Annotated in this window: 12 protein-coding genes; 8 read left to right on the forward strand and 4 right to left on the reverse strand. The window is 67.6% G+C overall.

The window, feature by feature from the left end; all coding sequences use genetic code 11:
• Window positions 1–74 precede the first annotated feature (74 nt).
• Entirely contained in the window at window positions 75–815 is a 741-nt protein-coding gene (locus ACO07K_RS14815; protein WP_422029040.1) for a 2OG-Fe dioxygenase family protein, read from the forward strand.
• Window positions 816–824: 9 nt separating this feature from the next.
• On the opposite strand, the gene ACO07K_RS14820 is transcribed toward ACO07K_RS14815, so the two are convergent.
• Genes ACO07K_RS14820 through ACO07K_RS14830 form a run of 3 tightly spaced genes read right to left on the reverse strand, consistent with a single transcriptional unit; the run spans window position 825 to window position 2,814 of the window.
• Window positions 825–1,652, reverse strand: coding sequence for a hypothetical protein (locus tag ACO07K_RS14820; protein WP_422029042.1), 828 nt, complete (start codon window positions 1,650–1,652; stop codon window positions 825–827).
• Window positions 1,652–2,005, reverse strand: a complete 354-nt coding sequence (locus tag ACO07K_RS14825) for a hypothetical protein (protein WP_422029044.1) — start codon at window positions 2,003–2,005, stop codon at window positions 1,652–1,654. Before ACO07K_RS14825 ends, ACO07K_RS14820 begins: the two co-directional genes overlap by 1 nt.
• 32 nt (window positions 2,006–2,037) lie before the next feature.
• The gene (locus ACO07K_RS14830; RefSeq protein ID WP_422029046.1) at window positions 2,038–2,814 is read right to left on the reverse strand and encodes an SDR family NAD(P)-dependent oxidoreductase; all 777 of its coding nucleotides are present in this window, start codon (window positions 2,812–2,814) and stop codon (window positions 2,038–2,040) included.
• 151 nt (window positions 2,815–2,965) lie between these two features.
• On the opposite strand from ACO07K_RS14830, the gene ACO07K_RS14835 reads away from it, so the two are divergent.
• The 7 genes from ACO07K_RS14835 to ACO07K_RS14865 all read left to right on the forward strand — a co-directional run bounded on the left by ACO07K_RS14835 (window position 2,966) and on the right by ACO07K_RS14865 (window position 12,474).
• Window positions 2,966–3,535 (forward strand): hypothetical protein, encoded by a 570-nt coding sequence (locus tag ACO07K_RS14835; protein ID WP_422029048.1) that lies wholly within the window; start codon window positions 2,966–2,968, stop codon window positions 3,533–3,535.
• A gap of 147 nt (window positions 3,536–3,682) precedes the next feature.
• Window positions 3,683–5,488, forward strand: coding sequence for an autotransporter assembly complex protein TamA (locus tag ACO07K_RS14840; RefSeq protein ID WP_422029050.1), 1,806 nt, complete (start codon window positions 3,683–3,685; stop codon window positions 5,486–5,488).
• The gene (locus tag ACO07K_RS14845; RefSeq protein ID WP_422029052.1) at window positions 5,488–9,486 is read left to right on the forward strand and encodes a translocation/assembly module TamB domain-containing protein; all 3,999 of its coding nucleotides are present in this window, start codon (window positions 5,488–5,490) and stop codon (window positions 9,484–9,486) included. The genes ACO07K_RS14840 and ACO07K_RS14845 overlap by 1 nt, the downstream gene beginning before the upstream one ends.
• Before the next feature lie 116 nt (window positions 9,487–9,602).
• Window positions 9,603–10,277 (forward strand): OmpA family protein, encoded by a 675-nt coding sequence (locus tag ACO07K_RS14850; protein ID WP_422029054.1) that lies wholly within the window; start codon window positions 9,603–9,605, stop codon window positions 10,275–10,277.
• A 69-nt stretch (window positions 10,278–10,346) separates the two neighbouring features.
• Complete coding sequence (locus ACO07K_RS14855) at window positions 10,347–10,934, forward strand: DedA family protein (RefSeq protein ID WP_422029056.1); 588 nt, start codon at window positions 10,347–10,349, stop codon at window positions 10,932–10,934.
• 70 nt (window positions 10,935–11,004) lie between these two features.
• Window positions 11,005–12,069 carry a histidinol-phosphate transaminase gene (gene hisC / locus ACO07K_RS14860; RefSeq protein WP_422029058.1) on the forward strand — a complete coding sequence of 355 codons (1,065 nt, stop codon included), beginning with the start codon at window positions 11,005–11,007 and terminating at the stop codon, window positions 12,067–12,069.
• 39 nt (window positions 12,070–12,108) lie between these two features.
• Window positions 12,109–12,474: a hypothetical protein gene (locus tag ACO07K_RS14865; RefSeq protein WP_422029060.1), complete on the forward strand. Its 366-nt coding sequence runs from the start codon at window positions 12,109–12,111 to the stop codon at window positions 12,472–12,474.
• Between the two features lie 3 nt (window positions 12,475–12,477).
• On the opposite strand, the gene ACO07K_RS14870 is transcribed toward ACO07K_RS14865, so the two are convergent.
• Entirely contained in the window at window positions 12,478–13,146 is a 669-nt protein-coding gene (locus ACO07K_RS14870) for an AroM family protein (protein ID WP_422029062.1), read from the reverse strand.

Below are 13,146 nucleotides of genomic sequence, written 5' to 3' on the forward strand. Positions count from 1 at the left end.
GGTGGGCCAATCCCTAGAAACCTTCATGCGCCTCAGATGCGGAATGATGGCGCCGTAATGCTAAGGTAACTGACATGAGTGAAATCGGTACCGGCCTACAGAACGCATCGGGCATCCGCGCCGCCGTCGAGCGAGCGGGTTATGCCTTCGTCGAAGCCTCCGACATGCGGACGGCCCTCGCCCGCTTCGGCTCGCTCGCCGACTGGCCGGTATTCGCGGAGAGCTGGAACGATCTCGACGTCGACACCTACATGGGAGACGGCGGTCGCTATCGGAAGCGCCGCTTCGGCGTCTACGCGGCCGAGCGCCAGGGCGCCATCGTGCGCGGCGCCCACCAGCCGCACTATCAGGGGCTCGACTACAACAATCTGAACGGCGGCATCGAGCGCTGGTTCAAGCCGGTGACCGAGGAGATCGGCAACGGCTCCTCGATGCGCACCATTCTCGAATATTGCCGCGCCCTGTTCGGCCGCCTCGCGCCAGACGCGAAGAAGTGGCACGTCGAGGTCCATCAGTTCCGCATCGAGGCCAAGACCGGCGAGGCCGGCAAGCCCACGCCCGAGGGCATGCATCGCGACGGCGTCGACTATGTGCTGGTGCTGCTGATCAATCGCCGCAACATCGCCAGCGGCACCACGACGGTGCACGATCTCGACAAGCGCGCGCTGGGCAGCTTCACCCTCACCGACCCGCTCGACGCCGCGCTCGTCGACGACTCCCGCTGCTATCACGGTGTCACGCCGGTCGAGCCGGAAATCCCGGCCCAGCCCGCCTATCGCGACGTGCTGGTGGTGACGTTCAAGAAGAAGCCGTAGCGGTTGCGGTCAGGCAACGGGCAGCTGAAAGCTGCCGAGCGTGCAGCTCACGGCGAAGATCGGGACCGGTTCGCAGAAGTCGACCGTTCCCTTTGCGCCCTTCGCCGCAGCGGCTGCCGCGATGAACGTCCTGATCTCGAATCCGCCCTGGCCCGCTTCGCGATAGGTCTCGGCGTCGGTGTAGGAGAGCAGCGCCTCGCGGTCGTTGGCCGACCAGCGGCGCAGGAACTCGCGGTCCCATTCCTGATTGATCTTTCCCGAGTCCGGCGTGGCGGGCCAATGCGAGAGGCCGCCGGCGCCGATCAGGGCGATGCGCTCGGGACCTGAGTCGGCGGCGCGCCCTAGCGCCTCGCCGAACGCCCACGCCCGGGACAATGGCGCAAGCGGCGGCCCCTGGCAGTTGATGTTGGCCGGCACGATCGGCAGGTCGTAGTCGGGCGTCAGAAAGTGCAGCGGCACCGAGATACCGTGATCGAACTTCCATTCCTCGGCATAGGCCACGTCGACCGTCTGCATGACGTTCTCGATCAGCCGGCGCGACAGAGCCTTGTTGCCGGGTACGGTCGTGCGCCGGATGCGCAGGAACGCTTCGTCCTCGATCGGGCCTTCGTAGCTGTCGGCCATGCCGATGGCGAAGGCCGGCATGTTGTTCATGAAGAAGTTCGCGAAATGCTCGGCCGCGATCACCACCAGCGCGTCGGGCCGGGTGGCGCGGATATCGTCGCCCATGCGGCGGAACGCACTCTCCAGCGCCTGACGAGTCTGGGTGTCGGCACGCTCGGCGCGGCCGGTGATTCCGGGGGCATGGCTGCAGGCGCCGCAATAGACCAGGGGCATCAGCGCGTCTCCCGTTCGGCCTTGAGGCGCGCATCGTGCGCATCGATGCCTTCGTAACCGGTGGCGGCATAAACGCCCTCGCGCACCGGGCCGTACGCCTTCAGCCCCTGCCGCATGCGGTCGAGATAGTCGGTCCACTCGATGCGGTGCAGCGCCGCGAAGTGCATCAGGAGCTGGCCGTTGACGCCCAGCACATAGAGAAGCCCGATGTCGGGCTTCTCCAACGCGCCGACCTCCTCAGGCGTGAGGTCGTAGTCGCCGAGCACGGCGTCGCGCTCTTCGGCGTAGCGCTGCCGCGTGCGCGGGTCGCGGTTGAGCTGATAAATCAGCTTCTGGACCTGGTAGAGGCTCATCCCCAGCCCTCCCGCGATTCCGGACGGAGCGGTTACCCGCCGCTGCCGATGGTCACGCCGGCATCGGCGATGATCGTCTGGCCGGTGATGAAGGCACCGGCCTTGCCGGCCAGCATCACCGCAATGCCGCCGATATCGTCCGGCTCGCCGATACGGCCGAGCGGCGCGCCCTTGAGGCGCACGGCGAGATACTTGGGATCGTCCCAGAGCGCCTTGGCGAAGTCGGTCCTCACCAGCCCCGGGGCGATCGTGTTCACGCGGATATTGTCCTTGCCGTATTCGACCGCGAGGTTGCGCGCGAGCTGCATGTCGGCGGCCTTCGAGATGCCATAGGCGCCGATCACGGGGGTGCCGCGCACGCCGCCGATCGACGAGACGATGATGATCGAACCGTCCTTCTTGGCGCGCATGTCGGGCAGGCAGAAATTGATCAGCCACATGCTCGACAGGATGTTGTTGTGCATCACTTTCATGAACACGTCGTCCGGCAGCTTCTCGTTCGGCCCGTAATAGGGGTTCGAGGCGGCGTTGCAGACCAGGATGTCGACCGGCCCGAGCTGCTTGTTGGTCTCGGCGATCAGGTTTTGGCACTGCGCCTTGTCGGAGATGTTGCAGGGAATGACGATGGCCTCGCCGCCGGCCGCCTTGATCTCCGCCGCCGCTTCCTCACAGGCGGGCGCCTTGCGGCTCGAGACCACGACCCTGGCGCCCTGCAGCGCGAGATGCAGGGCGATGGACTTGCCGATGCCCTTGCTCGAGCCGGTGACGACGGCGACCTTGCCGGTGAGGTCGAAAAGCGGCGATGCCATTGAGCTGTCCTCCAGAAGATTTCGCCTTCTTCTGTGGCATGAACGCAAGGAATCGAAAACCCCGCAACCGCGGCCCGGATCGCTCACGAAGGCCTGACTTGCCCGAACCGCCGCGGCGCTCCTAGTTTCGGCCAGCTCATGGGAGATTTCGATGCGCGTTGCCACACGGATCGGCGCCGTTCTCGCCAGCCTGGTCGCCCTGCCCGTCCTGGCGGTCGCAGCCACGATCGGCGGAAACTACTATGCGCCTCAATACGATTATCGCGAGTTCTTCGCCGCCACGGATGGCAAGAACTTCCCGGTCGTCCTCGCCGGCACTGCATTCCCCGGCGTCGATCCGGCCGTCGTGGCGCGCGACCTCCTGCCGGCGATGCAGCGGGCGAAACCCCGCCCCGCCCTCACCTTCACCTACGACCGGCCCATTCCCCCGCCCAGCCCGGACTACCGGCTGGTGCTGGTGTTCGACCCGGCCAACAATCTGAACGCCGATCCCGTCTGCGCCGGCGAGCCGCCGCGCTTCCAGGCCGGCAAGCCGGGTCGCTTCTACGTCTATGCGATCTACTGCCGGAACGCCCAGGCCCTGTCCTTTACCACGGCATGGACACAGGCCACTGGACCGACCGATCCGCGCATCGAACAGCTCTTTCGGGAACTGTTCATGGTCGTTTTCTCCGACCAGCAGCAGCGTTTTTCGCAGGCAAACCCGATCTGGATTCCATGAGCGCCGATCACTCCCCTTGAGCCGGTATGGGGAGGCATCCCTTTTCGCCGCCGCGCGTTGTATGGCTTGCGTGGCATGATACGTCTCAGACAAGAGTTCCTGCGGTGGGCGCGCATATGCTGCCTCGCCGCCCTGACGTCGGCCGGCATGGCAAGCCTGTTTCCGCGCTTGGCCGAAGCGCGCACGGGGAAGCTCGTGCTCACGCTCCACGGCGATGAGCGCATGTCGAGCGACCTCAAGGATCTGTCGGAGGATTTCCAGAAGCAGCAGCCGCTGACGGGCGATGCGCTGGCCATTTTGCAGGGCGCCCAGGCGGTCGCGTCGCAGTTCAATACCGCGCTGCGGTCGCGCGGTTTCTACGACGCCACGATCAACGCAACGATCGAAGGAAGGCCGATTGCCGATGCTTCCGCATTGGAGGCTCTGGAGGCGCGCCCCGATGCCGACGAGGCGACCGTCGACATCGCGGTCGATACGGGACCGCGCTTCCGCATCGGTTCGATCGCCATTCGTCCGCCCGGGGCGCAGCAGTCCTTGCCCGGGATCGACCGCGCGGAACTGGGCATCGCCCCCGGCGATCCGGCCGATGCCGCCGCCATCATCGCCGCGCAGGGCAAGCTGCTGGACGAACTGCGCAAGCAGGGCCACGCGCTGGCCGCCATCAAGGACCGCGAGGTCATCGTCGATCACGCCACGAAAGAAGCGGAGGTGACCTTCGTCGCCGAGCCCGGTCCGCTCGCCAAGATGGGGCCGGTACGCTTCACCGGCACCGAGAAGGTCGATACGGCCTGGCTGCAGCGCCGCGTCCCGTTCAAGGAAGGCGACCCGTACTCGCCGGCCAAGGTCGAGGAGCTGCGCGGCAAGCTCACCTCTCTCGGTACCTTCAACGCCGTACGCCTGAAGCCCGCGACGGAACTCAACGCCAACGGCGAACTGCCGATCGAGGCGGAGCTGACGGACCGCCTGCAGCGCTCGATCGGTTTCGGGGTGAGCTACGAAACGCAGCTTGGCTTCGCGGTCGAAGGATTCTGGGTGCACCGGAACCTGTTCGGCCAGGCCGAGAGTCTGCGGCTGTCGGGCGAGGTCAATCACCTTGGCCAGGGCTATGCGATCCTCGACACCGGCTTCGCTTTCCGCGCCGCGTTCCGCAAGCCCGACTGGTGGTTGCCGGGACAGGATCTGAGGCTGGAAGCGGCGGCGCTCCGAGAGGTGGTCCCTGCTTACACGAGGAAGGCCGCCACCTTCTATGCCGGCTTCGATCGCATCTACTCCCCGCGCTGGCAGGCGCGCGTCGGATTGGCGGCCGAGATCTCCGACATCACCCGCGAGGGCGTGACGCAAAACTATCGTCTGCTCGGTTTGCAAGGGACGGTGCTCTACAATCGCGCCAACAGCGATCTCGACCCGACAAAGGGCTACCGCATCGAGTTCAATGTCCAACCCTGGATCGACACCGGTCCCGGTGGCGACTTCTTCACCATCCTGCGCCTGACGGGCCGACATTACTGGGACATCGCCGAACCCGGTCGCACTGTCCTGGCGACGCGGGCGTCCTTCGGCACCGAACCCGCGAGCAGCATCGGCGGCATTCCGGCCGACAAGCTCTTCTATGCCGGCGGCGGCGGCTCCGTTCGCGGCTTCGTCTACCAGACCGCCGGACCGCTCGACGCCTACAACAACCCGCTCGGCGGCGCGAGCGTGGTCGAGGCGAACGTCGAATTGCGCCAGCGCATCGGCAAGGCTTTCGGCGCCGTGGCCTTTGTCGATGCCGGCAGCGCCTACCCTGATTACCTGCCGAATTTCTCGCAGTTGGCACCCAGGGTCGGCGCCGGCGTCGGCATCCGCTACTACACCGACTTCGGGCCGATCCGGGCCGATGTCGGCATCCCGCTCAACCGCCGTCCGAGCGACCCGCCCTTCGGCCTGTATGTCAGCCTGGGGCAGGCCTTCTGATGCGCGCGCTTCGCATTGCGGCCTATGTGCTGGTTGCCGTCCTGGCGGTGCTCGGTTTTGTCTTCGCGGGCTTGCAGACCGCGCCGGGCAAACGGCTGCTCGCCGATCTGGCCTCCAACCTGGCCTCCTCTCCCGACCAGCAGATCCGGATCAGCGGAATCGACGGCTTCGTGCCGACCGATCTCCGGGTGGAGCGGATCGAAATCGCGGACCGCGCGGGGCCGTGGCTCCGGGTCGAGGACGCGCGCCTGTCCTGGTCCTTCGCATCGCTCCTGCAGCGCCGGCTGCGGATCGACCTTCTGTCGGCCGCGAAGATCGGGGTGCTGCGCGCGCCCCAAGAGGAGAAGAAGGAGAGCACACCCGCCAGCGGCGGCCTCCGTCTGCCCGTCGACATCGACCTGCAGGCACTGCGCATCGACGACCTCCACCTCGCGGCCGCGCTCGGCGGAGTAGACTCTCACTGGAAGATCGGCGGCCAAGCCGCCGTGGCCCGCGACCTCGGCGAGATCAGCGCCAAGCTCGCGGCCGATCGTCTGGAAGGCCCCAAAGGCACCCTCACCGCAGATATCCGCCTCGAACGCGCACCGCGCCGGATTGCCGCCGACATCACGCTCGACGAGGCATCCGGGGGCATCGTCGCCGCAATCATGCAGCGACCCGACCTGCCGGAAATCTCACTGAAGCTCTCGGCTGGCGGCGATGAACGCGAAGGTTCGGCCGAACTGACGGCCAAGGCCGGTGATGCGGCGACGGCAAAGGGCAATCTGCGGTGGATGCCTGACGGGAGCGAGACCGGTTTCCAGGCCGAACTCGACGCCGGCCCGATCGACGTTCCCGCCCAGGGCGTGGCGTGGAAGGGACTCAACGTCCAGGCAGACGGCAAGCTCACAGGCGCGGTTCGCGTGCGCGGCAGTGTCGAGGATCTGAAGCTTGCGACGCTCGACCCTCGCCTGCCGCAACCGGGTACCGTCACGGTCGATGCTACGGTCGCAGATCTTTTCGCCGAAAAGATTGCCGTCCGTTCGTTCGAGGTCGCCATGCCGCTGGTACGCATCAAGGGCGACGGCGACTACGCGCCTTCGGCGGACAGGGGCGAACTGCGCGCCGCCGTCGATCTCCCCAGCCTCGAGCCCCTTTCCGCGATGGCGGGGCGGGCGCTGTCGGGCGCGGCGCAGGTCGACGTCACGGCTTCTATCGACAAGGGCAACCTCTCCGCCCGCTGGCAGGGCCGCGTCGAGGGTTTCGGGGCCCCCGACGTTCCGCGCAATCTGGTGGCCACGGTCGATCTGGCCGGCACGGCGGCCTTGGCGCCCGACGGATCCTGGACGATCCGGGACGCGAAGCTCGGCACTGAGAGTGGCACGCTCACCGTGTCCGGCCGGGGGCGCGAACAGGCGGGCACGCTCGATCTCGACCTCGACCTGCCGCGGCTGGGGGCCTTCCGGACGGACGTCCAGGGCGCTGCGACCGCCAAGGCAACAATCGGGTTCGGCGGCCCCGAAACATCGCTCAAACTGAAGGTCGAGAGCCGCGACGTCGCGTTCGAGACCATCACCTCGCCTCGACTGGCCCTGGATACGTCCGTCTCGCTGACCAACACCGGCAATCTCACCGGCACCCTCGAGGCCGAAGGCGACGTGGCGGGTCAGCCCCTGTCGCTGGACGGGCGGTTCGCGTACGACGGCGCCGCAGGCCTGTCGGTCCCGAGCTTCCAGGGGCGCTGGTCGACCGCCGTGCTCGAAGCAACCAATCTTGTCATCGCCCAGACCAAGACGACCGGCCATGCGCGCCTGAGTATCGCCCAGTTGAAGGACATCGAAGCCTTGGCCGCGCTCGGCCTGGCAGGATCGCTGGTCGCGGAAGTCACGGCCGATCCAGGCGCACCGGCGGGCCGGCTCGACGTCTCCGTGAAGGGCGCCGACCTCGCCGGTCAGGGTTTTGGAGCCGGCACACTCGAACTCAAGGGCCATATCGACGATCCGGCTGGCCGCGCCGGCACCGACCTCACCCTCGATGCCGGCCGCCTGCGGGGCGCCGGCGGTCTGGCCAGCTTGAAGGCGACGGCCAAGGGCGATCGCGCGAGCGGCATCGACGTCACCCTGCAGGGATCGGGGCCGGAACTCTCAGCCGATCTGGCAGGGAGAGTGGAATTCCTGGCGACTGAAATCCGGGTGGCGCTGTCGCGATTTACCGGCCGCTACCGCGACATCCCGCTCGGTCTTAATGCGCCGACGAAGGTCACGGTGGCCGGTGCACGCATCGTGATCGATCCCACGAACCTGCGCGTTGGGGCCGGCCGGATTGCCGTGCGGGGAACGCTCGATCCCGCGGCAAGCGACCTTCAGACCGAGATTGCCGGGTTGCCCCTTGCCCTTCTCGATACCTTCGCGCCCGGCGCGGGACTCGACGGCACCGTGCAGGCCAAGGTCCGCGTGACCGGTGCGATGGCCTCGCCGAGGCTGGAGGCAACCTACAGTGCCGCAGGTATTCGTGTGCGGCGTCCCGATGCAGCGCTTATCCCGCCGCTGTCTCTCCAGGGGACCGGCTCCCTCGTGGGCCAGCAGGCCACTCTCGACGCACGGCTGACCGCCGGCGGCAACGCAAACTTGACAGTGAAAGGCAGCGGGACGCTCCCCCGTGGCGGCGGGCCTGTCGCCGCCAGGATCGCCATTGGCGGTTCGATCGACATCGCTCCCTTCGCGCCCCTTCTCGGTAACGATATCCGCAACGTCGCCGGCCGCCTCCGGCCCAATCTCTCGGTGTCGGTCGACGGCACCCGGATCACCGGCAGCGGCGCGATCGACTTCGAGGGCGGTGCCCTGGCCATGCCGGAAGCGGGCCTGAAGCTGAGCGGCGGCCAGGGCCGCCTCGTCCTCGAGGGTGACACGCTGCAGGTGCAGCGGCTCACCTTCCAGGCGGGTACCGGTACCGTAAACGGCAGCGGCTCGATGCGGGTCGATGCCGAGCGCGGTCTGGTGCTCGATCTCGGCCTCACCACGCAGCGTGCCCTCCTGGTCAGCCGGCCCGACATGATGGCAACGGTCTCGAGTACTCTGAAGATCACGGGGGCGACCACTTCCGGCATCGAAGTCTCCGGACCGGTCACGATCGACCGCGCGGAAATTTCCGTCGGCGGCGGTCAGACTGCCTCCTTCCCGACCCTGGAGGTCCGAGAGATCAACAGGCCGGGGGCGCCTGCGGCCCCACAGGCGGCGCAGCGTCGCGCGCCGCCGAAGGCCCCGCCCGCGCCCGACGCCACACCGATCAAGCTGGCACTCGACGTACGGGCGCCGCAGGCGATCTTCGTGCGCGGCCGCGGCCTCGACGCCGAGATGAGCGGCCAGCTCACCGTCACCGGTAGCCCCAGCGCACCCGCCGTGATCGGCGGCTTCACCATGCGGCGCGGCACCTTCAGCCTGGGCAGCCGCCGGCTCACCTTCTCCAAGGGCGTCGTGACCCTGGACAATCTCAACACGATCGACCCGCGCCTCGACTTCCTCGCGACCACCACGGCGAGCTCCTCCACCATCGGTGTGGCGATCACGGGAACGGCCCGCGAACCCAAGCTCGAGATCACCTCGACGCCGTCCATGCCGCCCGACGAGGCGATGGCCCTCCTCATCTTCGGCAAGCCGGCCTCCCAGCTCGGCGCGTCGGAACTGGTTCAGGTCGCCCAGGCGCTCGCCGAGCTGGCCGGCCAGTCTCCGGGCGAGGGTGTCCTCAGCCGCCTCCGCAAGGGGCTGGGGCTCGACCAGTTGAGCATCGGATCCTCGTCTTCCACTACGGGTGAGCCCAGTGGCGCGGGCGCCAACGGCGTCTCCCTGGAAGCCGGACGGTACGTGGCGCCCGGTGTCTATGTCGGCGCCCGGCAGGGGGCCGCAGGCAATTCCAGCCGCGGCGTGGTGCAGCTCGACGTCTTCGACAACATCAAGGTCGAGGGCGACATCGGCGCCAACTCCACCGGCCGCGTGGGGGTCAAGGCGGAATGGGACTACTGATCCGGACGTCGGAAAGTTGTTTGTGCACGCCGGCGGAACTTCCACAGGGGTTGCGCGTTTAAGCCCTCGGACGAACCCGCCGTGGGTTAGATCCGAAAATCGAGGGAAACCAATCCATGCTGAAAAAATTCCTGGTCGTCGCCGCGGCGACTTTCCTGTTGGGCGCTTGCGCGTCGGAGCCGCCTCCGCCGCCGCCTCCCCCGCCGCCGCCGCCGGTCCAGGCGCAGACCTTCATGGTCTTCTTCGATTGGGACCGCTCCAACCTGACCAGCCAGGCCGTCGACACGGTCCGTCAGGCAGCCCAGGCCTACAAAACCCGTGGCAGCGCCAACATCGTGGCGACCGGTCATACCGACACGTCGGGCTCGCCGCAGTACAATATGGCGCTGTCTCTCCGCCGCGCCAATTCGGTCAAGGAGCAGCTGGTCCGTGAGGGCGTGCCGGCGACCGCCATCACCGTCAACGGCCGCGGCGAGGAAGGTCTGCTCGTGCAGACCGGCGACAATGTCCGCGAGCCGCAGAACCGCCGCGTCGAGATCTCGGTGGGCGGCCAGACCACGGTCAGCACCGTGTTCTCCGACCCGCGCTCCTACTGCAAGGCGCTGAGCGACAAGTGGCGCCAGTATCGCACGTCGGTGATCGGCACGCCCGAGGCTGCCGCCATCGCGAAGTGTGAAGCGGGCGACTATGCCGGCGGCATTCCGACCCTCGAAGACGCTCTGATCGCGGCGAAGATTCCGCTGCCGGCCCCCGGCTACCGCTGGCCCGGCCGCCCGATCGGCCCGACCTAAGTCAGTCCAGACCTGAGGAAGGAAAGGCGGCCCCTCGCGGGGCCGCCTTTTTCGTTGTAGGCAGTGCAAATGCTCGACGGTGACCTCGCCTCGTTTCTGGAGTTCATTCGCCAGCACGGCAATGCCGCCTACAGCTTTCTCGCGATCTATTCGATGGCGAACAGCCTCCTTCTGGCCCTGTTCGCCGGCTACGCTGCCCAAGCCGGTGCGCTTGGTTACGAGCAGGCACTGGCGGCCTGCTGGGCCGGCACGTTCGCGGGCGACGTCCTACGATTCTGGGTCGGCCGGCGCTTCGGGACAAGCTGGCTGCGCCGCATCCCGCGCCTTCAGCGCGCCGTCGAGACGGCCGCACGGCTGGCCGACCGCCACCATGTCTGGATGATCCTGATTCATCGCTACCCGCGCATCATCCGCAACGTCGCGGGCTTCGCCTACGGCGCCTCCGCCTTGAGCTGGCCGCGCTTCCTGATCCTCAACTTCATCGCCGCCGGCCTGTGGGCGGGCATCGCCGTCTCGATCGGCTATGGCTTCGGCTTCGTATCGGAAAAGACCATGACCGATGCGCTCTCGGCCTTCGGCATCGCCATGCTCGTGGCATTCCTCGCCCTCACCTGGTTCCTGACGCGGCGACTGGAGCGCGTGATGGAGCGCGACTAAGGCACGCCCGGACTGGCGACGCCCGGGGCGCGATGGCATAAGCCGCGCCTATTCACGACCGGACACCAAGATGAATCCCTTCTGGAGCCAGATCGCGCGCGAACTGTCGCCCTATACGCCGGGCGAGCAGCCGCGCATCGCCAACCTGGTGAAGCTCAACACCAACGAGAGCCCGTTCGGCCCCTCCCCGCGGGCTGAAGCAGCGATGCGGGCAGAGACGTCGGACTCGCTGCGGCTCTATCCCGACCCCGAAGCCGTGGAATTGCGTCAGGTTCTGGCAGAGCACCACGCGGTGAAGGCGGAGCAGGTGTTCGTCGGGAACGGCTCCGATGAAGTGCTGGCCCACGCCTTCGCCGGCCTGCTGAAGCAGGCGCGGCCGCTGCTTTGCCCCGACATCACCTACAGCTTCTATCCGGTGTGGGCGCAGCTCTTCGGCATCACCCTCGAGACCGTGCCGCTCGACGACGGGATGCGCGTGCGCATCGAAGACTATCGCCACCGGGCCGGCGCGATCGTGATCGCAAATCCAAATGCGCCGACCGGCATCGCCCTGCCGCGCGCCGAAATCGCACGGTTGCTGGCGGAGAACCCCGATGTTCCCGTGCTGATCGACGAGGCCTATGTGGATTTCGGCGGCGAGAGCGCCGTACCGCTGATCGCCGACCATCCGAATCTCCTGGTCGTTCAGACGATGTCGAAATCGCGCGCCCTGGCCGGCCTGCGCGTCGGTTATGCGCTGGGCGACGCCGGCCTGATCGAGGCGCTGCGCCGGGTGAAGGACTCGTTCAATTCCTATCCATTGGGCCGCATCGCCCAGGCCGGCGCCGTGGCCTCGGTGCGCGACGATGCCTGGTTCCGCGAAAGCTGCAGCAGGATCGTGGCGACGCGCGAGGCGATGACACGCGAGCTGGCGGCCCTCGGGTTCGTCGTCCTGCCCTCCAGCGCAAACTTCGTCTTCGCCCGGCATCCTTCGCTGGGCGGCGCGGAATTCGCCGCTGCCCTGCGCGATCGGGCGATCCTGGTCCGGCACTTCAACAAGCCCCGCTCCGCGCCCTATGTGCGCATCACCGTCGGTACGCCGGACGACGTCGGGAAGCTGATCGCGGCTGCTTCGGATATCCTGCGGGGCCGCTAGCCGGGCACGACACGGCCGGATGCAATGAGGATGCGAAAGATGATCATGCGACGTCGGGCTGTTCTCGCAGGGGCCGCGCTTGGCCTGTTCGGGCTCGCCGGCCCGATCCAGGCCGATGAACTGCGCGTGCTGGACTCCGCGCCCAAGGCGAACGCGGTGATCGGCGGCCGCAGCAGCGGCTTCTATGTCCGCTTCGACCGTCCCGTCGACCATCAGGATTCCCGCCTCGCCATCAAGCAGGACGGCAAGATCATCGAGATCCTGCATCCGCGGCTGGAATCGACGCCGGATGTGCTGTTCGCCCGCGCGCCCACCCTGCAGCCGGGCCGCTACACCCTTCACTGGATCGTAGGCGGCAGTCCGCAATTCGACGGCGAGATTCCCTTCACCATCGGCAGCGACTGAAGCTCAGTCGAGCAGCTCGCGCAGGACGCGGCCGGTGGCCGTGATGGCGAGCAAAGTCGGCACTCTCACCACCGCCTTCACCGCAGCCTTGGTGGAAGGCCCGTAGCTCATGCAGTCGAGCGCGACGAGATCGGGCCTGGTCGCGGCCAGACGGCCGGCGACTGCGGCCGCCTCTTCCGGACCGGCGCTTGGCACGAGCGCCTCGACCGTTACCGACACCCCGCTGCGCGCCCATTTGGCGGCGAGTTTCTCGCCCTGCTCGGCAAACGGGACCAGGAGGCCCAGCCGGCCGCGCGGCAGCAGGCCTTCGGCGATGCCGCTCAGGACCCGCGACGGGAACAGCACGCCGGCATCGCCGTCCATTGCCGGAAACTCGCCCGTGCAGGCATAGACGATGGCATCACAGCCGTCGGCGCGCAGCTTCGCCAGTGTACCGGGCGAACGGGCGATCACGGCCTGCTTGGAAATCTTCACGTCGCGGCCGCCGCGCAGCCGCGTGTAGAGCGTGTCTGGACCGCTCAGTGGCGGCAGGGCATCGACCTCGGCGTCGCTGAGGCCATCAAGGGCGCCGCGCAGGATCACCTTCGTGCCGGCCGGCGCCTGGGCGGCGAACAGCTCGACGATGTCGTCGCGCGGCGCCTGGCCGATGGTGACGATACCCAGCGTGCTCAT

The sequence above is a fragment of the Reyranella sp. genome, assembly GCF_965228225.1.
GTDB lineage: Bacteria > Pseudomonadota > Alphaproteobacteria > Reyranellales > Reyranellaceae > Reyranella.